General features: G+C 52.8%; 15 protein-coding genes and 1 pseudogene. 6 read left to right on the top strand and 10 right to left on the bottom strand.

Features of this window, described 5'->3' with window-relative positions; translation table 11 throughout:
- Nucleotide 1: 1 nt before the first annotated feature.
- The 4 genes from QT397_17925 to QT397_17910 form a co-directional block, all read right to left on the bottom strand.
- Entirely contained in the window at nt 2-1,042 is a 1,041-nt protein-coding gene (locus QT397_17925; protein WNZ54752.1) for a VWA domain-containing protein, read from the bottom strand.
- Nucleotides 1,035-1,580 carry a DUF4381 domain-containing protein gene (locus QT397_17920; protein ID WNZ54751.1) on the bottom strand — a complete coding sequence of 182 codons (546 nt, stop codon included), beginning with the start codon at nt 1,578-1,580 and terminating at the stop codon, nt 1,035-1,037. The genes QT397_17925 and QT397_17920 overlap by 8 nt, the downstream gene beginning before the upstream one ends.
- A 127-nt stretch (nt 1,581-1,707) precedes the next feature.
- Nucleotides 1,708-2,685, bottom strand: coding sequence for a DUF58 domain-containing protein (locus QT397_17915; GenBank protein WNZ54750.1), 978 nt, complete (start codon nt 2,683-2,685; stop codon nt 1,708-1,710).
- The gene (locus QT397_17910; GenBank protein ID WNZ54749.1) at nt 2,685-3,656 is read right to left on the bottom strand and encodes a MoxR family ATPase; all 972 of its coding nucleotides are present in this window, start codon (nt 3,654-3,656) and stop codon (nt 2,685-2,687) included. Before QT397_17910 ends, QT397_17915 begins: the two co-directional genes overlap by 1 nt.
- Nucleotides 3,657-3,971: 315 nt before the next feature.
- On the opposite strand from QT397_17910, the gene QT397_17905 reads away from it, so the two are divergent.
- Nucleotides 3,972-8,861 (top strand): NAD-glutamate dehydrogenase, encoded by a 4,890-nt coding sequence (locus tag QT397_17905; GenBank protein ID WNZ58556.1) that lies wholly within the window; start codon nt 3,972-3,974, stop codon nt 8,859-8,861.
- Nucleotides 8,862-8,965: 104 nt separating this feature from the next.
- The gene (locus QT397_17900) at nt 8,966-10,003 is read left to right on the top strand and encodes a quinone-dependent dihydroorotate dehydrogenase (GenBank protein ID WNZ54748.1); all 1,038 of its coding nucleotides are present in this window, start codon (nt 8,966-8,968) and stop codon (nt 10,001-10,003) included.
- A gap of 63 nt (nt 10,004-10,066) precedes the next feature.
- Here QT397_17900 and QT397_17895 read toward each other — a convergent pair whose 3' ends face one another.
- The gene (locus tag QT397_17895; protein ID WNZ54747.1) at nt 10,067-10,318 is read right to left on the bottom strand and encodes a ribosome modulation factor; all 252 of its coding nucleotides are present in this window, start codon (nt 10,316-10,318) and stop codon (nt 10,067-10,069) included.
- Between the two features lie 433 nt (nt 10,319-10,751).
- On the opposite strand from QT397_17895, the gene rlmKL reads away from it, so the two are divergent.
- Complete coding sequence (gene rlmKL, locus QT397_17890) at nt 10,752-12,950, top strand: bifunctional 23S rRNA (guanine(2069)-N(7))-methyltransferase RlmK/23S rRNA (guanine(2445)-N(2))-methyltransferase RlmL (protein ID WNZ54746.1); 2,199 nt, start codon at nt 10,752-10,754, stop codon at nt 12,948-12,950.
- A 131-nt stretch (nt 12,951-13,081) separates the two neighbouring features.
- Here the strand turns inward: rlmKL and rcsF are convergent, their stop codons facing one another.
- The 4 genes from rcsF to QT397_17870 form a co-directional block, all read right to left on the bottom strand.
- Complete coding sequence (gene rcsF, locus QT397_17885) at nt 13,082-13,414, bottom strand: Rcs stress response system protein RcsF (protein WNZ54745.1); 333 nt, start codon at nt 13,412-13,414, stop codon at nt 13,082-13,084.
- A gap of 109 nt (nt 13,415-13,523) precedes the next feature.
- Entirely contained in the window at nt 13,524-14,387 is an 864-nt protein-coding gene (locus QT397_17880) for an SUMF1/EgtB/PvdO family nonheme iron enzyme (protein ID WNZ54744.1), read from the bottom strand.
- Nucleotides 14,384-15,913 carry a serine/threonine-protein kinase gene (locus QT397_17875; protein WNZ54743.1) on the bottom strand — a complete coding sequence of 510 codons (1,530 nt, stop codon included), beginning with the start codon at nt 15,911-15,913 and terminating at the stop codon, nt 14,384-14,386. The genes QT397_17880 and QT397_17875 overlap by 4 nt, the downstream gene beginning before the upstream one ends.
- Before the next feature lie 17 nt (nt 15,914-15,930).
- Nucleotides 15,931-16,848, bottom strand: a complete 918-nt coding sequence (locus QT397_17870; protein ID WNZ54742.1) for a protein phosphatase 2C domain-containing protein — start codon at nt 16,846-16,848, stop codon at nt 15,931-15,933.
- Between the two features lie 319 nt (nt 16,849-17,167).
- Here QT397_17870 and QT397_17865 point away from each other — a divergent pair, with 319 nt between their 5' ends.
- On the top strand, nt 17,168-18,028 hold the full coding sequence (locus QT397_17865; GenBank protein WNZ54741.1) for an FHA domain-containing protein: 861 nt from the start codon (nt 17,168-17,170) through the stop codon (nt 18,026-18,028).
- The gene (locus tag QT397_17860; protein ID WNZ54740.1) at nt 18,025-18,279 is read left to right on the top strand and encodes a glutaredoxin family protein; all 255 of its coding nucleotides are present in this window, start codon (nt 18,025-18,027) and stop codon (nt 18,277-18,279) included. The genes QT397_17865 and QT397_17860 overlap by 4 nt, the downstream gene beginning before the upstream one ends.
- A 1-nt stretch (nt 18,280) precedes the next feature.
- Here QT397_17860 and QT397_17855 read toward each other — a convergent pair whose 3' ends face one another.
- Entirely contained in the window at nt 18,281-20,287 is a 2,007-nt protein-coding gene (locus tag QT397_17855) for a transglycosylase SLT domain-containing protein (GenBank protein WNZ54739.1), read from the bottom strand.
- Nucleotides 20,288-20,443: 156 nt separating this feature from the next.
- Between QT397_17855 and QT397_17850 the strand changes: the two are divergent.
- Nucleotides 20,444-22,293 (top strand): annotated as a pseudogene (locus QT397_17850) (ATP-binding cassette domain-containing protein).
- Nucleotides 22,294-22,315 lie beyond the last annotated feature (22 nt).

Below are 22,315 nucleotides of genomic sequence, written 5' to 3'. Positions count from 1 at the left end.
TTCACTGGGCTTGACCTCCATTGTTACGACTTACCTCTTCTCGTCTGGCAGGGAGCTGAAAATTGCTCGCCAGGGGAATCAGGGCCCAAATTCCAGCCAGCAGTAGGGCGATACTAAGGGGCCAGGTGAACAGGGACTTCATGGGGCGGTAACTTTCCGCTTCTTGTTCGACAGGTTCTAATTTATCCAGTTCGGCATAGATTTCTGCCAGCTCCTGCGGATTGTGGGCGCGGAAATAGCGGCCTCCGGTTTTGTCGGCAATTTCCTTGAGTGTCTTGCTGTCGAGATCTCGCGAAGGGTTAATTCTACGGCTGCCAAAACGGCTCCCCAGAAGGCCAGGTTGAACCATTTCGTCGGCACCTACACCGATGGTGTAAACCGTAATGCCCGCTTGTTGTGCCAGCTCGGCAGCTTTGAGCGGGGAGACTTCCCCCGCAGTGTTGGCGCCATCGGTGAGGAGTATCAGCACGCGTTGCTCTGCGGGGCGTTGGGTCAGGCGTTTGACCGATAACCCAATGGCATCGCCGATGGCAGTTCCCTGTCCAGCAAAGCCGATCTGGGCCTCTTTTAGTAGAGTTTCTACCGTCTCTCTGTCGTAGGTAAGTGGGGCTTGCAGGTAGGCGCGAGTACCAAACAGTACCAGCCCCAAACGGTCACCTTTGCGCCGTTCAACAAAGTCACCAACCACTTGTTTTACTGCATTGATACGCATCGCCGGTCGGCCATTAATTACCATATCGGGCGTTTCCATGCTGCCTGAAATATCTACGGCAATAAGGAGATCCCTTGCGCTGCTGGGTTGAGATATCGGCTCCCCATACCACCGGGGGCGGGCTGCGGCGCTAATTAAAAGCAGCCAGATCAGAATCAGCAAAAACAGATTGAGCAGATTGCTTTGTTCGCCGCCGCCGCGTTGGGATAGCTCCGAATAAAATGGTACCTTCAGGGCGCTGCTCATGGGTTTGGAGCGGGGTAGCAGCCAGCGGGCGAGTAGCGGGAATGGGGCTAAAAAGAAAACCCATGGCCAGGCGAATTCAAACATGCGCGGCCTCCCCGCCCTGGTGTTGTGGGCTGTTTTTTGTGGGTTGTCCGTGCTGCTTCACCCATAAAATGGCATATTCCTGTAGCACTCGGTTTTTGTCTGGGTCACAGCTGCCGCGATAGAGGTTTTCGACGAGTGCTTGTTGCGCATCAGAGGGGCACTCGAGTGGGGCTGACTTTTTCAGGAATTCGACCCATGCTGTGCCGATAAGATTGCCGCACTCTGTACGGCTATAGGTTGTAACTGCCACTCGCTTAAGTATTTCATTAATTTCTGGTACTGCATCCGCCTCCTCAGTATTTACTGCGGCGAGCAGTGAAGCTGCTTCGACACGATAGCGATTGCGTTCAACTTTTTTGCGCCGCTGCCGCCACCATAGGACAGCGGCGGCCACACAGACAAGAATTAATACGGCCAACATCCACCAGCCTGGAGCGGGTGGCCACCAATTAACCGCATTGGGCTCTTGTATATCGCGGAGTTGCGATAACAATTCCTGGGCCTCGGGCGAAGGCGCTTGCGGTGTTGGGGATTGCATTTGTTTTGCCAGAAGACTTCCTTTTATCACGACTGGCCCTCAATTAAATTGCCAGTGCGTTTTGCCTTCGCTCCTTGGTTCGCCAAAACATTGGCGACTAGCTTTTTCTGCACTTTCAAACTCATTACTACTTGGGCCTTCTCGTATTTTGCCAGCCATTATTTCTTTGCCGCGAGCCGTAGACGGACATCAGTGCTGGAATAAGCGGTTGGGTGTTATCAAAGTCCAGCAACGGCAGCCGATAACGTCGGCACAGTTGTTCAACCTCGGCGCGGGCTCGGGCTTGCTTTTCGGCAAAATGTTCGTGAACCGGCCGATTGCCGGCATGAAGGAATGTGCGCTGGCGACCGTCAGATATAGTGAGGGATTGGCCGGGCAGATGTTGCTCCAGCGGGTCCGATACCCTCAGCACCTGCAGGTCGGCATGGCGGGATAAAAGGTAGAGTGGCTGCGAGCAGCTCTCGTCGAGATCATGGCAATCACTGATTAAAAAGAGCGCACTTCCAGGGCGTGCGATTCTTCGCGCTTCCTCCAGCAATGTTTTTAGTGTTTGGCTGCCCTGTTCGGGGACGGGGCTGCTCAGTTCCGCAGCGCGGGCAACCGTACTGTGAATCATCGAAAGTACGGCGTGGTGGCTGCGGCGCGGGCGCACTGTGTCTATTTCCCGGTCGGAGAAAAGTAGCGCCCCGATCCGATCGCTGTGCTGTAAACCAGCCCAACCCAGCGCCGCAGCGATGCCGCTTGCCGTCACCGATTTAAATGCTCTTTGGCTGCCAAAAAACATCGGCGAGCGCAAATCCAACAGGATAACTACCGGGCGTTCGCGCTCCTCTTGGTAAAGTTTGGTGTGGGTTTGGCCGGTTCGAGCTGTTACGCGCCAGTCAATGGAGCGTACATCATCGCCGGCCTGGTAGTTCCGCACTTCCTCAAAATTCATGCCGCGGCCGCGGTAGCGAGTGAGCAGGCTGCCGGCCTGATCACTGCGGGCCAGGCGCGGTTTGAATAATTGCAACTGCCGTGCGGCGTAGCGCATTTGTACCAACGGCGTTACTTCGGGATAAGCCCCGCGCAGTTCGAGCTCAGTTGGGGATGCTTCAGCGGACATCAGATCGCAGGCACCTGTTGAAGTAATCGCTCAATTACCTGGTCGGTAGTAATTCCCGCCGCTTCCGCCTCAAAACTCAACAGGAGTCGGTGGCGTAAAATATCGGGAGCGACATTCATCACATCATCTGGGGTGACATAATCGCGCCCGGCGAGCCAAGCGTGAGCGCGCGCGCAGCGATCCAATGCAATTGTTGCTCTCGGACTTGCACCAAAATCTAGCCATGACGCCAGCTCGCTGTCATACTTCGCCGGCTCGCGAGTAGCAATGACAAGTTGGACAGTATAGGTTTCCACGGCCTCAACCATCTGCATTTCCAGAATTTGGTTGCGCGCCTGAAGAATGGTTTCTTGGCTGATAATTTCAGTGGGGCGATTTTCGCCAAGGCTAGCCTCGGATCTGGCCAGGCGCAGGATTTTTGCTTCCGCCTCCGCATTGGGATAGGCAAGATTTACCTGCATTAGGAATCTATCTAATTGTGCCTCTGGCAGAGGATAAGTCCCTTCCTGCTCAATAGGGTTTTGGGTAGCCATTACCAAAAATAACTGGGGAAGGGGATAAGTTTTTCGGCCGACACTGATCTGCCGTTCTGCCATAGCTTCGAGCAGCGCCGACTGAACTTTGGCTGGCGCGCGGTTAATCTCATCGGCCAGTATCAGGTTGTGAAACACTGGACCTGGTTGAAAATGGAACTCTCCGGTTTCCGGCCGGTAAATGTCGGTGCCGGTAATATCCGCCGGAAGCAGATCTGGCGTAAATTGAACGCGATGGAAGTCACCCTCAATAGCTTCGCCCAGTGTTTTAATGGCCTTGGTTTTGGCCAGGCCTGGCGCTCCCTCCACCAAAAGGTGGCCATCGGCCAGCATGGCGATCAGCAATCGGTTAACCAATCTCTCTTGACCGATAATCTGCTCTTCCAACCAATCGCCCAAAGCGGCGATATGATCCCTAATAGTCTGGTTTGCTTCCATAGTATCTCTTCTTCTGAGAATTTAGCCGCCGCACGGACCTGGCTGGCTTTCTACCATCTATATATAGTCGCCGCCGAGAAGGTGGCGACTGATGATTTTAGCGGCACCAAATGAAGAGGCAACTCTTGAGACGTAGGCCTCTGCCGAGCCGACTAGATTCTGAGGTGGAATGGACTTCTCCTCACTGTCTGACTGAAAGTGTAATTTTTAGGACTCGACCCTGCAGCTGCGTATGGGCTGAGATGATGACCTTTTCGGATCTACAGTGTTTGGATTCGATGTGACAAAAATGAGATTGGGAGGTTCCCCGTGAATATGGCGACGGTTATTACCGACAGCCGTGAAGAATTAGTTGCGCAGATTTGCGAGCTGATTCGTGACAAGCTGACCAGCGAAGCCGAACCCGTTGTGGCTTTTGCCCAGCAGTTCCTCAATCAGTACCCATTAGAGGATCTGGCCGGTCGTCGTCTTGTTGACGTCTATGGCTGCATATACACCTGGTGGAACTTTATTCAACAGCGCCCGGGCGGCCTACCCAAGGTGAAGGTTTTTAACCCCCGCCTCGAAGACGATGGTTGGGAGTGCTCGCATACGGTCATTGGTGTGCTGCAGCGGGATATGCCATTTCTGGTGGACTCCATTCGCATGGAGATCAATCGCCGAAATACAGTGACTCATTCGATAAAGAGTACGGTAGTTCGAGTCGAGCGCGATGCCAAGGGGAAACTGACTCGCCTGTTGCCGCCAGAGGAAGAGTTACTGGGTGAAAAGCCGCAGGCAAAAGGGAAGCGCATTACGAACGAAGCGATGATTTATGTCGAGATTAATCACGACACTTCATCTGAGTTCGCTTCAGGCATGATGACTGGCTTAAAAGACGTACTCGGCGATGTGGAGCTGGTAGTGGACGACTATGTCCCGATGCTGGAAACCTGCAGCGCAATGGAGGGGCAGTTACAGGCGGGACTTCCAGACGAAGACACCAACCTATTGGAAGCCAGTGCATTTTTGCAGTGGATGCGCGACGGTAACTTCACCTTCCTGGGGTATCGCGAATACGAGTTCAGTGTTGTCGGGGATAAAAAAATCCTCAATGAAGTTGAAGACCGCAGGCTCGGTATTTTCAAAAAGCTGGAAGAAGCTGCGCCGATGCTGGAAACCTCTTTTAGTGAGGGCAAGCAGCGTTTCTACCAAGGGCCCAATTACCTGACATTTGCCAAGTCCTCCGTTAAGTCTCGGGTGCACCGCACGGCCTATTCGGACTACGTGATGATTAAGCGCTACAACACCGATGGTGAGGTGATTGGTGAAGCGGCGTTTATGGGGCTTTACACCTCGCCGGTTTACACCGAGAGCCCGGCGAAAATTCCGATTATTCGCCGCAAGATGGCCTCGATCATAGAGTCTAGCGGTCTCTCCGGGCAGGGGCACGATGGCAAAGCCCTGCGCCGGATTCTCGATACCTTCCCAAGGGATGAACTTTTCCAGGGCAGCACCAAAGAGCTGTTTGACGTGGTAATGGGGGTGCTGCAGTTAAATGAGCGGGCTCACCTTCGCCTGTTTATGCGTCGCGACCCCTTTGGTAAATTCGTTACTGCCACGGTATACGTTCCCCGTGAGCTGTTTAACAGTGATGTGCGCGAGGTGATTTGCGCGCATATTGCCAAAGCGATTAATGCGAAGGACTCGGACTTCACCACTTTCTTCTCCGAATCCATTCTCGCGCGGGTTCATTTTGTTTTCCGCGTGTCCCCTGATGAGCCTGTTGATTTTGATGTCGCGCTGCTGGAGGCGCAAATTGTGGATATTACCCGCTCCTGGGAAGATGTTTTCCAAAGATCACTAATTGAAAATAGCGGGGAAGAAGAGGGCAGCCGTCTCTATCGTACTTTTGGCCGCGCCTTCCCGGCGGGATACCGTGAAGACTTTGAGCCTCGTATTGCGGTGCAGGATGTAGCAGCCGTTCAGAGCCTCAGTGAAGATAACCGGGTAGCAATGAGTTTCTACCAGCCGGTGGGGGCCGCTCAGGGCAGTCTGCGGTTCAAGGTATTCAACTGGGGCAGCGGCCTGACGCTCTCCGACGTGATTCCCGTGCTGGAAAATCTGGGCTTGCGGGTTATTGGTGAATTCCCCTATACGATTCGCCCCCGTGGCTATACCGATGTGTGGATGCACGAATTCCATCTGGAATTTGGTCTGCCCACCAAAATTGATGCGCAGGCATCCCGTGGCCTGTTCCAGGATGCGTTCGCGGCGATCTGGAATCACACAGCGGAAAGCGATGCCTTCAATCGCCTGGTGCTGGCCGCCCGCCTTAACTGGCGCGAAGTATCCATGCTTCGTGCCTACGCCCGTTACCTGAAGCAAACCAAGTCCGGTGCCAGCCAGAGCTATATTGCCGCTACCCTGGCCAGCCACGTGGATATCACCCGCAACCTGGTAGCCTTGTTTAGGGCGATGTTCGATCCCCGTTTAAGCACTGGTAAGCAGGAGCAGCCCCGTGTCGAGCGCTTGATCGCTAAAATTCACGATGGTTTGGATACGGTTGATAACCTGAATGAAGATTTGGTTCTGCGCCGTTATTTGGAATTAATCCTGGCGACCCTGCGCACTAACTTCTTCCAGGTGGATGATGAAGGGCAGCCCAAGGATTATATTTCGATCAAATTCAGTCCCCGGGATATTCCCGGCATTCCTGAACCCCGCCCGGAGTTTGAGATTTTTGTTTACTCCCCTCGCGTGGAAGGTGTGCACTTGCGCGGCAGTAAAGTCGCTCGTGGAGGCCTGCGTTGGTCTGACCGACTGGAAGATTTCCGCACAGAAGTTCTGGGCCTGGTAAAAGCCCAAGCGGTGAAAAATGCAGTTATTGTACCCAGTGGTGCAAAAGGTGGATTTGTCGTTCGACGTCCGCCTACCGATGGCAGCCGCGAAGCCATGATGGAAGAGGGAGTCTCCTGCTACAAAACCTTTATTCGTGGCCTTTTGGATATCACTGACAATCTAAAAGATGGCGAAGTTGTACCGCCCAAATATGTTGTTCGTCGGGATGAGGATGACCCCTACCTGGTAGTAGCTGCGGATAAAGGGACGGCAACTTTCTCAGATATTGCCAACGGCATTGCCGGGGAGTATGGCTTCTGGATGGGCGACGCTTTCGCCTCCGGTGGCAGCCAGGGATACGACCATAAGAAAATGGGCATTACAGCCCGTGGAGCCTGGGTATCGGTGCAGCGCCACTTCCGTGAGATGGGGGTGGATGTCCAGAAAGAAAACTTCTCTGTTGTCGGTATTGGCGATATGGGCGGAGATGTTTTTGGTAACGGCATGCTGTTGTCTGAGCATATCTGCCTGAAAGCAGCCTTTAACCACCTGCATATTTTTGTGGACCCCAATCCGGATGCAGAATCCAGCTTTAAAGAGCGTCAGCGTTTGTTCGACTTGCCCCGGTCGAGCTGGAGGGATTACGAGCGTAAATTAATTTCCAAAGGTGGCGGTATCTTCGAGCGTCGCGCCAAGGCCATTGCTATAACGCCTGAAATGAAAGAAGCGTTTGATATCAAACAGGATCAACTGAACCCCAACGAGCTGATTAGTGCCTTGCTCAGAGCGCCGGTGGATCTGATCTGGAATGGCGGTATTGGCACTTATGTTAAGGCTACTGCCGAGACGGACTCCGAAGTTGGTGACAAGTCCAATGATCACTTGCGCGTTGATGGTAGGGAGTTGCGTGCCAAAGTCTTTGGCGAGGGCGGCAACCTGGGTATGACCCAGCGTGGGCGTATTGAGTTTGCTCTCAATGGCGGGCGTTGTAACACCGACTTTATCGATAATGCGGCCGGTGTGGATTGTTCTGACCACGAGGTAAATATCAAGATCCTTCTGGATAAAGTTGTTGCCCAGGGTGATTTGACTGAAAAGCAGCGCAATGAGCTGCTGGATGGGATGACCGATGCTGTCGGTGAATTGGTGCTGCACAATAACTATGAGCAGACTTTTGCCCTCAGTGTGGCGGAATATCAGGTTGCCAAGCGCCTGGACGAGTACCGCAGAACCATCAACACTTTGGAAGACGACGGCCGATTGAACCGCGCGCTGGAGTTTATTCCTGATAACGAGCAGATTTCTGAACGCGAGCACAAAGGGCAGTCCCTGACCCGCCCTGAATTATCGGTTCTAATCTCATACGTGAAGGTCAAGTTGAAAGAAGAGCTGCAAAATGCACAAATCACCGACAATGAGCGGGTGCGTTTTGCGGTTGAGTCTGCATTCCCGGAAAAATTGGTCGAGCGTTATCGCGACCAAGTCTATGACCATCCGCTGTTGCGCCAGATTGTGGCTACCCAGGTCGCCAATGAGATGGTTAACAGTATGGGTATCACCTTCTACAACCGTATCGGTACAGCCACTGGCGCCGATGTGAACGATGTAACTGCCGCTTATGTCAGCGCTCGTGATGTGTACGAGATGCACGACTTCCAGGAGCAGCTGGCTGCGCTGGACTACAAGGTGCCAGCGGAGCTGCAAACAGAACTGCTGAACTCGATGATAGGCCGTGTGCGCCGGGCAACCCGGTGGTTCCTGCGCAATCGCCGCAATGAGTTGGAGCCAGCTACCAACTGCGAGCTGTTCCAGGAGCCGGTACAGCGGGTTATTACAGCGTTGCCGCAGGTCTTAAGTGGCGAGCCCCTTAACGAATGGGAGCAGCGCTACCAGAAACTCCTGGAAGCAGGGGTACCAGAGGCCCTGGCCCTGCTGTCGGCGTCGCCCACTTACCTCTACTCGGCACTGGGTATTTCTGAGTCGGCGCGAGCTAGCGATACGCCCGTAGAGGAAGTTGCCACGGTTTACTTCAGGTTGTCGGATGAGTTGAACCTGCACTGGTTTGGCAATCTGATCGTCGACTTGCCGGTAGACAGCTTCTGGCAGGCGCAGGCCCGGGAGACCAGTATGGATGACCTGGACAGCCAGTTGTCGACACTGGCGGTGAACATTCTCCGCTTGGGCAAGGCTGAAAATCTTGATGTAGAGGGTGCAATGTCCCGCTGGAGCGCTATCATGGCGCCCGCAATTCAACGCTGGCACAATATGATTGCCGAGTTGAAGTCTACTTCTGTCGGTGACTTTGCGATGTTCACTGTGGCTTTGCGCGAGCTAATGTATCTCGCCCACGCCACTGCGGACCGGGAAACTCTGGCAGAACAGTAGCGGAATAGAGCCCAGGGGCCGCTCAAAGGCCCCTGTAGTATCGTCATCACAAGATAGAGCCCTTCGTTTTTCTGAAGGGTTCGCCTCCCCACGTAAGGAAAGGTATGTATTCAACACTGCGTAAAGCCCTGTTTGCGCTTGACCCTGAGCGGGCCCACCATTTGTCGATTGATGCCATTGGCGCTGCAGAGCGCCTCGGTTTGATGTCCCTGTACAAAAAGTCGGTCCCGGATGATCCGGTCGAGTTGATGGGGCTCACCCTACCCAACCCGGTTGGTTTGGCCGCTGGTCTGGATAAGAATGCGCAGGCCTTTAATGGTTTCGGAGCCCTGGGATTCGGGTTTGTTGAAGTGGGCACCGTGACACCGCGCCCCCAACCCGGCAATCCGCTGCCAAGGCTGTTTAGGGTGGAAGAGGCCGATGCGATTATTAACCGTATGGGTTTTAACAACCTCGGTGTTGACTACCTGATTGAAAGAGTGAAAAAGCGCCGTTATAGCGGTGTTTTGGGGATCAATGTGGGTAAGAACTTTGATACTCCAGTGAAAAAGGCCGCCGATGACTACTGCCTGTGTATGGAGAAGGTGTACCGCTACGCCGACTACATCACTGCCAACGTTTCTTCTCCCAATACCAAAGGGCTACGTGACCTCCAGTTTGGTGACAGTCTCAATCGCTTGCTGGGCAGCATCAAGGACAAGCAGATGGAGCTGGCTCAAAAGAGTGATCGCTACGTCCCTGTTGCCGTCAAGATTGCCCCGGATATGGAAGGCGATGCGGTGGCGCAGATAGCCGAGGCGCTGTGTGAGTACGATATCGATGGGGTGATCGCTACCAATACGACGATCGATAAGTCTTCAGTCGCCAAGCTGCCCCATGGTAGCGAAGAGGGCGGTTTGAGCGGAAAACCCCTGAGAGCGCAATCCACCAAGGTCATCGAGCTGTTATCGAAAGAGTTGAGCAAGCAGATCCCGATTATCGGGGTTGGCGGTATTTTTGATGGTGACAGTGCGGCTGAAAAAATTCGTGCTGGGGCGACTGCCGTACAGATGTACACCGGTTTTATCTATCGGGGGCCTGAATTGATTCGTGAGGCGGCAGAGGCAATTGCTTTGGAGCGTCGCCGAACAGAGCAAGGGTAAGCTGTATCAGTTGCTGACTGCTAGGAAAATGGGGGCTTTTGACGATAAGCCCCCTCGCCATCTCTAAATGGTGCTCCACCCGTCAGGGTATTGGATGTCGGTAGAAACGGCGCCATAAATCTCCAGTTTTTGGGCCTTGGTCACTCTGTCGAAGCCATTCCAGTAATCTTCCCGCCCCTCACGCCAACCATTGATCCACTCCTGATGAGGATCCTCTTCGACAAATGGGCAGCTATCCATAGACTTGTTGTTCAGGGCTGCCAAATAGCCCTTGTAAAATGCCCTGTCGGCGTGATTTCGTTTTTGGCGTTTCATCGTATACGGCACCTCTACTTTGTCGGTCTGTGGACAGTTTGTCGGCAGGTTCGCAAACGGCTCTATTTTGGGGTGTCTCTCAATGAATTTTAGTGAAGGAAATAAGCCTTTGAACGGACCGACCCAATCCACCTTATTAGTAAGAGTAAAGTGGATACGTGGGAATCGGAAAACATCTCTAGATGACAGTATGACTTATGGGGCAGGTAGTAATTAACGGCAGGGCGTATTCTCTTCTGCCACAAAATGGGATAATCGTCCTCTTTTGGGCATGGCGATAATGCTCAATTTCCTTAGTTGGGGGCGGTAAAGGTTTTGCCCCAGGTTTTATTTGTGCGTACTGGCGGCGCAGACGTTGCCGGCAGCTTTAAGTGGGCGGTCATTATTGGCGCACAAAACTTCCTCCACAGGAGGAGCTTAATGAGTAAGTATTTTGACAGATTTACAAACCGAAGAATTTGAGTTTACGGCTACGTGTCCCAAGGGAATAGAGGGGCTGCTCGCTAATGAATTACGCGACCTGGGTGCAGGGTCTGTAAGGGAGCAGCCGGCGGCAGTGTATTTTTCCGGCTCCCTGAAGTTGGCTTACCGCTGCTGTCTGTGGAGTCGCTTGGCAAACCGCATTATGTTGCGTTTGGCGCAGGTGCATGTAGCCACAGCTGAGGACCTGTACCAAGCAGTTGCCGAGCAACCCTGGGAGCTCCACATTCGCCCCTCGGGCAAGCTGTGGATGCAATTCTCTGGGACCAATCGAGAGATCCGCAATAGTCAGTTCGGTGCTCAAAAAGCAAAAGATGCCATTGTCGACCGCCTTCGCCGCCAGTCGGGAGCCCGTCCAAGTATTGATAAACATCATCCAGATTTGACGGTTGCCCTGCGCTTGCACCGGGATAAGCTGGATATCGCCATCGATCTAAGCGGTGACAGCTTGCATCGCCGTGGCTACCGAACCCATATCGGTGCAGCCCCACTGAAAGAGAACCTTGCGGCAGCACTGTTGCTGCGAGCCGGCTGGCCAAAGATTGCTGAGCAGGGTGGAGCCTTGCTCGACCCGATGTGTGGCTCGGGCACTATTCTGGTGGAGGCGGCGATGATCGCTGCGGATATGGCACCGGGATTAATGCGGGATAGCTTTGGTTTTGAGCGCTGGCTGAACCATCAAAGCGATATTTGGAACGAGCTTCGCGAAGAGGCATTGCAGCGTCAAGGCGTTGGCCTGGCGCGCGAACTGCCAGAGATTCGCGGTTACGATGCCGATGCGAAAGTCTTGTTTGCGGCTGAGGCTAATATTGCCCGGGCCGGTCTGGAGCGCCAGGTGCGAGTGAGTTGCCGCCCAGTAGCAGGGTTTAGGGTACCGAGCCATAGAGAAGTCAAAGCGGGATTGGTTTTGACAAACCCGCCCTACGGTGAGCGCTTGGGTGAGCAGGAAGCTCTGCGGGAGACCTATTTTGAACTGGGGCGGCAGTTAAAGGCGGAGTTCCCGGGCTGGTTGGTCGGTGTGTTTACCGGCAATCCGGAACTGGGTTATGGCACCGGTTTACGCTCTCATAAGCAGTACCAGCTATACAATGGCAGTATCCCCAGTCAGTTGCTGATGTTTGAGGTTCGTGCGCAAAGTGGGGCGGCGGCGAGTGAAGCTGCTGGGCCGAAGTTGTCACCCCAGGCGGAGATGGTAGCAAATCGCTTGCGCAAAAATCTGCGCACTACAGGTAAATGGGCCGCGAGGAGTGGCGTGGATTGTTACCGCCTCTACGATGCGGACTTGCCTGAGTATGCTGCGGCGATCGATATCTATAAAACCCTGGATGGCGCCGTGTACGCGCATTTGCAGGAGTATCGTCCGCCGGCCACTATCGAGGAAGAGAAAGCTCGGGGGCGCTTGCGCGATTTGTTAAGGGCCCTTCAGTCCGTGCTCGAATTGCCTCGCGCGAATATCAGTATTAAAGAACGCCGTCGCCACAGCCACAAGGGCGGAGGTAAGAGTGGAAGTCAGTACCAGAAGCAGACGGAATCCAGAAAGGAACTCTGGGTTGGGGAGTATGGTGCTGAGTTGGCGGTAGATCTGTGGAGCTACCTGGATACAGGGCTTTTCCTGGATCATCGCCCGGTGCGCAAATATCTGCGAGAGATTTCTGCCGGTAAAACATTCCTAAACCTTTTCTGCTATACCGCCAGTGCGACAGTCCAAGCGGCTCTGGGTGGTTGCAAGCAGAGCACTAGTGTCGATATGTCGCGAACCTATCAAAACTGGGCGGGACAAAATTTCCGTGCTAATAACATGGATCCTTATCGCCATCAGTTGGTCGAGGCCGATTGTTTGCAGTGGCTTGAATCTGCTCAACAGAACAGGAAAGGCCATTACGATTTAATATTCATGGACCCCCCGAGCTTCTCCAATTCTGCGAAGATGAGCGGGGTATTAGATATTCAGAGGGATCACGGGAAATTGATTCGTCAGTGTATGTCCCTGTTGTCGCCTCAAGGTCGCTTGGTGTTTTCCAACAACTTGCGCAGCTTTAAGATGGACGAGGATGTTTCCAGTGAATACTCAGTAGAGAAGCTGAACCTTCTGGATAAGGATTTTCAGCGCAATCCGAAAATTCACAATGTTTGGGAGCTACGGGTAAAATAATCTGACTACACTTGCTTTGGCGCTTTAGTTTAAGCGTATTCACAGCAAGTAATATCTGCAGACCTCAGGTCTGCAGATATTATGGGAGCTGTCTAATAGCTTCTATAATTAGTCGGTTTGCCGGTGCAAAATCAAAATGCGTGATTGGGGGTGTATGGTGGGGTATCTGCTTCTTGTTGTTCGTTGTGCTTTGGAACAATATAAGCGAGGCCGTCGCACTCGATAAATTTCAGGCAGCCAGCAGAGTTTTGTGTAGTGCAATTCTCAAAAACTATGGCGTTCCCACCTAGATTATGGGTTTTGATTTTTAGTAACTTTTTGATGCTTGCCGGCTCGGGTTTTGCATCGGAGGGCAATGCTTGGCAGCTATTGGCTGATACGCTGCCGAGTAATGTTCCGTTGCTTCGGCGAACCTCAGCTAAAGAATACTCTTCAATCAATGCGGATTTAACCTTGTCAGACATATATGTGTCTGCGTTTGTTCGTATCTCTATGCCGTTGCAGCCGGTAAGTAAGATTAAAGAGGTGGTGAGTAGTAATCGTTGCACTGAAGTTCCTTCTAATATTTTGGTTTTATTGATCAAGTTCCATCACAACACGTATCCCAACATCCTTGGTGAGCGCTGTTTCATTCAGGCCTTTTCGATAGTCAGAAGATATCTTGTTAGAGCTATCACGCATCGACCCACCCCTCACGGTGTGAAGTTGGCAGCCGCTAATCTTCACCGGTGCTGATGTGGTTTTTGCGGGGTCGTAGCCAGCTTGGTAACAGTCTTCCACCCACTCAGCCACGTTCCCTGCAGTGTCAAAAAGGCCAAAAGGGTTCGCCTGATAATGACCTACGGGAGCTGTACTGATGCTGAACAGCTTTGTGAATTCACTAGAGCAACCTCTGCGACAATTGGCTTTTCCTCGGGCGTCGCTGGAAGCCCACCAGTATTGGTGTGAATTGCCTCCCCGAGCAGCGTATTCCCACTCGGCTTCACTGGCCAGCCGGTACTGCTTGCCAGACTCCTTTGATAGCCACTTTACGTACTTTTGTGCATCCCGCCAGGAGACATTAACAACCGGCCTATCTCCGCGCCCCCAGCCTGCATCGCTGGGTTTGGCGCTTCCGGTGGCCTCGGCAAAACGATCGTACTCGGCAAAGGTGACCTCGTATATGGATATAGCAAAGTCCTCCTCTACATTTACCCTGTGCGCAGGGCTGGCTAATCGCCGCTGGTTATTGCCCATGGTAAAGCTGCCTGCTCCCACGGCGACCATTTTCGGGCCCAGGCCACCAGAGGACAACTCTGATTGAAATCGCTTGCCGATAAAGTAGGCAGGTTCCAGCTCGACCTCCACTTTGAGGTTTTGTTCTTCCAGCAAGACCCACTGGCGAATTTTACTAAAGCCGCGCTTGCTCACTTCCACATCATATTTGCCTGGGCTCAATTCAAGCCCCGGCTGGTAGCGGGGGCTATGTTCATAATCCGCACACGGGCATCAGAAGGCTTTGTGTTAATCGTTAGGCTGTACAGCTTGGGTTGGTTCTCTGCTCTTGGCTCTGCAGGCTCAGGCGTGAGTACTTTTGGGGGCTCAAGATTACTCTTGGCAATCAGTGCCTGATTACCACTGAGGGGTAGTTGTTCATCTGCATTGAGCGTGGAGGGTAGATTTAGCTGGGTAACTTGTATCTGTGAATCTAGGGTATCTGCTGCTGATCCAGTTGGCGCAGGCTCTGTATTTGCATTTGGAGCAATATTGGCAGGCTGCTCCGCGGTACCTAGTAGGGTGGCAGCTGTAAAATCGGCAGCGCCGTCCAATATAGGTAGTCCAAGTTGCCAGCCGGCCTTGTGATCAACGATGCTATACAGGCCCCAGGTTGAGGTAAGGCCAACAGCGATAAAGCTGCTCATAAGCCAGGAGCGCTTGTGTTTTGTTGGCTCAGCGAGGAACTGCCGCAGGCGTACAACAGTATCCTGCTCCTTACGCTCTGGCTTCTCGGGCGTTTCCTTCCGTTTCCAACTGGAAGCAACTCTCCCGAGTTGGTCTGCCACACTGCCGTAAATGGTCAGTACAAGTGCTTTTGCCAAGCTGGAAGTTTTTAAAGTTGAATTGTTGAGCTGGCTGATTTGATTGGCCGGCTTTCCAGCGAGGGCTGCAACCAAATCATCTGCGGCATCGGCGATATCCAGTCCGCGTTGAAATCGCTTATCCGGATCTTTGGCCAGGAAGTGATCAAGTAGAGCCTGATAAAGTGCGTAGCGGGCTGGCAGTCGCGGAATTGGGTCGGTGAGGTGCTTTATTGCTATGGCGACGGCTTCGTCTGCCTGATAGGGCACGGCTCCCGTGAGCATTTCATAGAAAACAACTCCAAGGCTATACAGGTCGGCACGACCGTCAACCGCTGCTCCGCGAGCTTGTTCCGGGCTCATATAGTGAGGGGTTCCCACAACCATCCCGCTGTTAGTCATACGGGTGGTTCTCGCGATAGCCCGGGCAACCCCAAAATCACTGAGTACGGCCGATCCGTCTTCGCGAAACAGGATATTCTCTGGTTTCAGGTCTCGATGTACATACCCCTTGCTGTGGGAGTGGTCTAGGGCCATGGCTATCTGGCGCACAACATTAAGCGCCTCAAGAGGCTCAAGCCCACCTTTGCTTAAACGCTCTGCAACCGAGCCCCCTGGCATGTAGTCCATGGCGATGTAGTTCAGGCTGCGGTAGCGGCCAATATCGTGAATACCGACGATATTTGGGTGTGACAGCTGCCCAACGATATTTGCTTCCCGCTGGAACCGCTCACTGAAGATTGGATCAGCGTTCAGTACTGGCGACATAACTTTTAGTGCCACCTGCCGGCCCACACTGCGCTGTATAGCCAGGTAGACTGAGGACATTCCCCCCTGATTGATCTTTTTGAGGATGCGGTAGCCCGGTATCTGCAGTGAAGAGGTGCCGCTATTGACGACTTCCATGAAGTGCTTTCCCTATCTTAAAGCAGAGTTGAAAGTCCGTAGGCAACTGCGGTGGCTAAGGCGACTGTGAAGAGGAGAATGAAGGGGCGATACTTTCTGAGTGTGGAGCCGGGCAGGGTGGGCTCGCTAATTGGGTTGAGGGATGCGGTAGAAGAAGGTTGCGCTGTGGATGGGGCATCTATGACCTGAACAGTGACATTATCTTTGCCTCCTGCATCCAATGCTGCAGCGATTAGAAGTTCTGTTGCTCTGTGGGTATCACTGTTTTCCGTCAATATCTGGTTGATTGAGTTTGTTGGTACTTCCGAACTAAGTCCATCACTGCAGATGAGTAGTCTCTGTCCTGCTGCCCAGCGATAGGAGACTCGGTCCACTTCGAGTTTGGGGTTGGTACTACCGCCGATACATCGGGTAATTACATGCCGGTTGGGGTGAATTGCTGCTTCTTCGGAGTTGATAGCGCCTGAATCCATCAACATCTGTACGTAGGAGTGGTCGCTGGTTAGTTGGGTGAGCTTCCCTGTTGTGCCTTCGGGAGCCCAGAGGTAAGCGCGGCTGTCTCCAACCCAGTAGATATGAAAGTAGTCACCCTCTTCAGCAACAACGACCGCAGTTGAGCCCATATTGGCTGTGGTTTGTTCATCGCCCAGTAAAAGGGCGTGCGCTTTTTGCAAGGCACGCTCGTAGTGCTTGTCAGTTTCCGCTGACTTTTGGATTTCTTCAACAACAGTTTTACTCGCGAGTTCACCAGCGTGGTGACCGCCAAGGCCATCGGCTACAACCCAGATACCTTTGTCTTCCGCAGCCCAATAGGCATCTTCGTTCTGTTCACGCTTATAGCCGGTATGGGTTGCGCCGGCACTGCGTGTAGCGTCTTTGCTATGCTGAACTATCCCGCTGTGCCGTGATACTTCGCGTACTTTGGCTTCACTCACTGGCGTGCAACTACCTGTAATTTATTTAATCTTTCTAACGGTGATAACCCTCCGGTAATCACACGCCTCTTCCCTGTTGTGCTCTCGGCTTATTCAAGTTGCCGATCACTTTGTAGGTCATCGCTGAATCTGTTAAATACTAGACCTTTGGGCCATTTTAAGCTGCAAACCGAATCACACGCTAATGATATCGCCCATGATAAACTCAACTTTATCAATAAAAGTGAGTGTTTCGGCTGCTTTTTAACATTAGTTAAGCTCACTGTCTTCAATAATTGGCCAATTTCACACGGCCATTTTGGCTTTAGGAGCGATTTCGATGCTCAAACTTTGTGATGTCAATGATCTTAGCCAGAGCGTATGGCTGGTATCGCCGGGAGTAACTGTGGGGCGGGCGCAGAGTAGTGACTTGTGTATTACCGATGATTCCGTAGCGAAGTCGCACCTTAAAATTGCAGTTAATGGCGATGTTCTGACTTTGCACAATTTGTCGGGCGCGGCCCGTGTCTTGCTTAATGGTCAGCCAACTGGTACACCGTGCCAGTTAAAAATAAACGATCAGGTCAAAGTGGGCAGCCGTTTACTCCAGGTAATCGACCCGAAGGTAACTAAGCTCAAGTCTGCCCCTCCCAAGGCTGCTTCAAGTCAGGGTGTTGCCTGGGCGCTAAGAGCCAATCACCGGGCTATTGCAGGAAAGGTGTTCCCTGTGAAAGAGAGTGCGGTAATTGGGCGCTCCGATGAGTGTGATATCACTTTTTCGCTTTCTCATCTTTCGCGTAGGCACGCTCGTCTCGAAGTAAGGGAGGGCTTACTGTTCGTTATTGACTTAGGTTCGGCAAATGGGACTTTTGTCAATAATAGAAAGGTTAGTGAGAGTCGGGTGCGCAGGGGAGATGAGCTTCGACTCGACACTTTAAGTTTTTCAATTGTCGGCCCAGCTGACGATAACAACCGAACGGCTGTACGCCCGGCTTTGCCGGAGTTCGAATTGCCCAGTTCTACCTCTATCTCTGGAGAAGCCGATACAGTCCCCTATGCAGTGCAACCCAGTTTGTCCGAGGAGGTACCTGGGGAAGTCGATAAGCCAAAGGCTAAAAGTAAAACGTGGCTTTTAATAGCGGGGCTTGCGCTAAGTGTTGCGGGATATCTCTGGGGCAGCAGCCAGGGGGTTTTTGGATGAGCGATATAAAAGAGCTTTTGCTCTACACCACTTTGGGTTGCGGCCTGTGCGAAAAAGCCAAAATTGAAATTTGGCCTGCGCTGGAAAAATTCAACTTGCGTCTTCGCGAGGTGGATATCGCCGAGGATGAAGCGTTAATGGAGCGCTTTTCTATCCGCATTCCGGTGGTTGGCCTTGGAGACCCCGACGATGTTTGCGGTTGGCCGTTTGACCAGGTGCAATTGCAAGATTGGCTGAAGGAGCGGCTTTAAATTACAGCCGGCTCGCAGCTTCACTCTCCCTTAATAGTTGCAGCTTGGTGCCGCTTCGGTAGGCGTAAATTACCGAATAGGCAAGTACATTTTGCACATAATTACGCGTTTCCCGGAATGGAATGGTTTCAATCCACACATCATAGGGCAGCTGTTTTCGGGTCTCTTTTAGCCATCCCGCTACGCGGGTTGGCCCGGCATTATAGGCGGCGGCTGCCAGAAAGCGGTTATTGTCAAAGCGGTTAAGTAAGCTACTTAAGTAAAAGCTGCCCAGCGCAATATTGGTGTTGGGGCTCAAAAGGTCCCAGCTGCGTCGATAGCGCACCCCCGCTCTGCGTGCAGTAGCTTTTGCGGTCGATGGGAGCAATTGCATAAGTCCCAGGGCCCCGGAGCTGGATTTTGCATCGTGGCTAAAGTGGCTCTCTTGTCGTGCTACAGCGTAAATCAGATAAGGTTCAAGAGCCGAGCTCTGGGCGCCGACCTGTTTGCTTACATCGTGAACAATATCGGAAAAAGCGAGTGGGAATCGCAGTTCCAAGTCGTCGAGGTAGTCAGCCGCAAGCACTGACTGGATTGATTTGTGGTACCAACCCCAGGCGCTAGCTACTTTGCCGGCCGCAAGCAATTCCTGGTGGTCCATAGCTCTTGTGGCATAGCTCCATTCCCTTCGGGCATGGAAGAGTTCGCCTATTGCTTGTAATTCTCGGACTCTCTGCAGTTCGGGGCGCTTTGCCATCTCCTGCACTTGAATGGGGGTGATTGGTGCCGGCCTGTGCTCAAAGCTGTACTGTTGCCCCAAGGTATCAGCGGCAAGGAAACCGTAGTAACTGCGATTGCGGGCGGCTTTGCGGTAAAGGTGAGAGGAAGCTTCAGAACTTCCTGTGCCATAAAGTTCTTCCAGTGAGCGGGCTTTCCAATATATCCACCGGTCGAGTTGTTGTTTCTCCTCAGGCAGGCGGTCAATCCAGAACGCGACCTGTTGCCAATTTAATTCACGTAGGGATTGTCTGGCTAGCCACTCGATGGTGCGGCCATCGGTCACTGTGTGATGTTCAACCAGCTGTTGTAAGCGCTGCATATTATCCTGGCGAGCAAATTGACGCGCCAAGTGCTTGAACATGGCTTCTTGCTGGGCATCGGAAAACAAGTAGCTGGCCTGATAGCGGTGCCAGGCAGTTTCCGCTTTGATAGCGTCTTTTTTCGCCAATTGGTGCAATCCGTTCAACACGATATCGCGATATTCCAGTGGGTTGTAGGCGAACTTGGTGTCAGTGAGAAGCATCTGTGGGTTGCGATGGACCGAGCGTAAAAGTTTGGCTTTCTCTGCTTGGGCTGGCGTCATTTTTCTGGCGATATAACGTGCCAAATCGAGATTGCCTTCTTCGACTGCCAGCAGGTGCCGCTTCCAAGCGAGTTCCTGCGTCAAGCCGCCGTTTTTCATCCAGCGGGCAAAAACGGGGTCGCACTCCTCGACTTGGGACCGCCCAACAAGCCAGAGTTCTGATATCAACTGCTGTGTTTCTGCCTGATAGCCGTCTCGGCGCGATAGGGCATCGGCGTAATAGCAGCGGAGGGAGGTGCGACTGTGTTGCGAAGGTTGGTAATAGCGCAGGTAAGTCGAGAACTTTTTTTGACTACCGAGTTGGCGCAACAACCTGACCATCATCCAGTCGCCAATAGCCGTGCCTCTGTTGCTCTCCAGGAATTGATCAACTTCTTTTAAGGGCAGTTGGTGCAGTTTTTCACTGAGCGCCCAATAGTCAATATAAGCAGCGAGGGGATAATCTTTGAGCTCAGCTTTAAGTGCTCGAAGTTTCCGTCGATCCCTGTATTTTATCGCCTGCCGGGCCTGGCGCAGCTTTTCTCTCTGCGCCGCACGATTATCTTCGGATACTTCCGGTGCGATAGCGGTTGCCTGAACAGGTTGTGCATTTGTGGGCACGGCTGTGCAGAGACAGGTGATGATTAGGGCGGAAAGAAGCGCGATTCCTTTTGCGTCAGCTGACATCTCAATTACCTCAGTTGGACGTGTGTTTCCAGCTATGACTGACTATACGGTAAAAACGCGTAAAATAGCTGATTTTTCACAGAACCCGAAAGAGCCGACTTCGCTTCTTTCATCAGCGGGATTGAGGTTCGGGTTTGATAATTGTAGTGCCTATTTATGTTGCTTCTATTGGATGGGGTCAGTCTTCGTTACGGGACCCAGGTACTGGCAGACAATGTCAGCGCAAAAGTTGAGCGTGGAGATCGTATATGCCTTGTGGGGCGTAATGGGGAGGGGAAATCCAGCCTGTTGCGCTTGATCGCGGGGCAAGTTGACGCGGACAACGGCGAGATTGTTCGTGCCAGCGGTATGGTTCAAGCGGTTTTGGAGCAGGAGTTACCTGCCGATTACGCCGACTCTGTATACGGATATGTGGCTATGGGGTTGGGCGAAATAGGCGCTGTTTTGTCGGCGTACAGGGACTCCCCCACAGCAGAGCTACAAGCCAAAATCGAAGCGGCTCACGGTTGGGAGCTGCTGCCGAAAGTGGACAGTGTATTAGATCGTTTGGGGCTCGATGCAGACGAAAAGGTTGCCGACCTTTCCGGTGGCTGGCAGCGTCGTGCTGCTCTGGCTCGCGCCTTGGTGGTGGAGCCTGATCTGCTGATACTGGATGAGCCAACCAACCACCTGGATATTGCTGCAGTCGAATGGCTTGAGAATTTCCTCGCCAGCTATCGTGGAGCTCTTTTGTTTGTGAGCCATGATCGTGCATTGGCACAACGTTTGGCCACCAGTGTATGGGATTTAGATCGAGGACACTTGCGGACTTTTCGCTGCAAGTTTGATCGTTACCAGGAAGAAAAAGAGAAGCTTCTCGAAGAAGAGGCAAAAAACGAGGCCTTGTTTGACAAAAAATTGGCGCAGGAAGAAACCTGGATTCGGCAGGGAATTAAAGCGCGCCGAACCCGTAATGAGGGGCGGGTAAGAGCGCTTCAAGCACTGCGTCGCCAAAGGGAAACGCGCCGGTCCCAGCAGGGTATAGCCAAGATGGCCCTGGATAGCGGTGAGATGTCCGGCAAATTGGTCGCTGAGTTGAAGGGCGTCACTTTTGCTTACCCCGATGAGCAACCGTTGATTAGGGATTTATCATTCACGCTGATGCGTGGAGACCGCGTTGGCCTAATAGGCCCCAATGGTGTCGGCAAAAGTACCCTGATCAAATTGCTGCTGGGAGAGCTAAAGTCCCAGGGGGGAGTGTGCGCCTGGGTACCAAGCAGCAAGTGGCCTATTTCGATCAGCGCCGAGATCAGCTGAATCCCGATTTGACTGTGCTAGATAATGTCGCAGAAGGGCGCGACTCAGTGACTATTGGTGGTAAAAGCCGCCACGTAATGTCTTATTTGGCTGATTTTCTTTTTAGTGGTGTTAAAGCCCGTACTAAAGTCAGCGCTTTGAGTGGTGGAGAGCGAAATCGCGCCTTGCTGGCAAAATTGTTTAGCCAGCCCGCCAATATTTTGGTGCTCGACGAGCCCACCAATGACCTGGATGTAGAAACCCTGGAGCTGCTTGAACAGTTACTCCTGGACTTTGGCGGAACGGTTCTGCTCGTGAGCCATGACCGTGCTTTCCTGGATAATGTGGTGGGCTCATGCCTCGCATTTGAGGGGGATGGCCGCATCCGTGAATACGTGGGTGGTTATGGGGATTTTGTGCGCCAAGGTGGCAGCTTTGTCGCTGAGCTGAAAGAAGTTAAGCCAGCTGCTAGTAAACCAAAGGAAAAGCCCCAGTCCCAGGAGGCGGCTCCAGCGAAGAAAAAGAAACTGAGCTATAAGCTTCAAAGAGAGCTGGATAGCCTGCCCGCCTTAATTGAGTCTTTGGAAGAAGAGATAGGGGCTATCGAGCAAGAGGTTGCCGACCCCAGTTTTTATCAGCAGGAGCAGGCGTTGGTGCAGGCTAAGCTGAACACCCTGACGGAAAGACAGGCCCAGCTCGAAGAGGCATTTGAACGCTGGTCAGAGCTGGAGGGGGAGACGACTAAGTTGAAGG

This window comes from Microbulbifer sp. MKSA007 (genome assembly GCA_032615215.1).
GTDB lineage: Bacteria > Pseudomonadota > Gammaproteobacteria > Pseudomonadales > Cellvibrionaceae > Microbulbifer.
This window is presented reverse-complemented; position numbering and strand designations above follow the sequence as displayed.

Coding starts and splice junctions, on each gene's coding strand:
- QT397_17855 (WNZ54739.1), bottom strand. CDS start 20,287: ATGTCAGCTGACGCAAAAGGAATCGCGCTTCTTTCCGCCCTAATCATC.
- QT397_17875 (WNZ54743.1), bottom strand. CDS start 15,913: ATGGAAGTCGTCAATAGCGGCACCTCTTCACTGCAGATACCGGGCTAC.
- QT397_17925 (WNZ54752.1), bottom strand. CDS start 1,042: ATGTTTGAATTCGCCTGGCCATGGGTTTTCTTTTTAGCCCCATTCCCG.
- QT397_17915 (WNZ54750.1), bottom strand. CDS start 2,685: ATGTCCGCTGAAGCATCCCCAACTGAGCTCGAACTGCGCGGGGCTTAT.
- QT397_17865 (WNZ54741.1), top strand. CDS start 17,168: ATGCTCAAACTTTGTGATGTCAATGATCTTAGCCAGAGCGTATGGCTG.
- QT397_17905 (WNZ58556.1), top strand. CDS start 3,972: ATGGCGACGGTTATTACCGACAGCCGTGAAGAATTAGTTGCGCAGATT.
- QT397_17920 (WNZ54751.1), bottom strand. CDS start 1,580: ATGCAATCCCCAACACCGCAAGCGCCTTCGCCCGAGGCCCAGGAATTG.
- QT397_17910 (WNZ54749.1), bottom strand. CDS start 3,656: ATGGAAGCAAACCAGACTATTAGGGATCATATCGCCGCTTTGGGCGAT.
- QT397_17900 (WNZ54748.1), top strand. CDS start 8,966: ATGTATTCAACACTGCGTAAAGCCCTGTTTGCGCTTGACCCTGAGCGG.
- rcsF (WNZ54745.1), bottom strand. CDS start 13,414: ATGTCTGACAAGGTTAAATCCGCATTGATTGAAGAGTATTCTTTAGCT.
- QT397_17860 (WNZ54740.1), top strand. CDS start 18,025: ATGAGCGATATAAAAGAGCTTTTGCTCTACACCACTTTGGGTTGCGGC.
- QT397_17895 (WNZ54747.1), bottom strand. CDS start 10,318: ATGAAACGCCAAAAACGAAATCACGCCGACAGGGCATTTTACAAGGGC.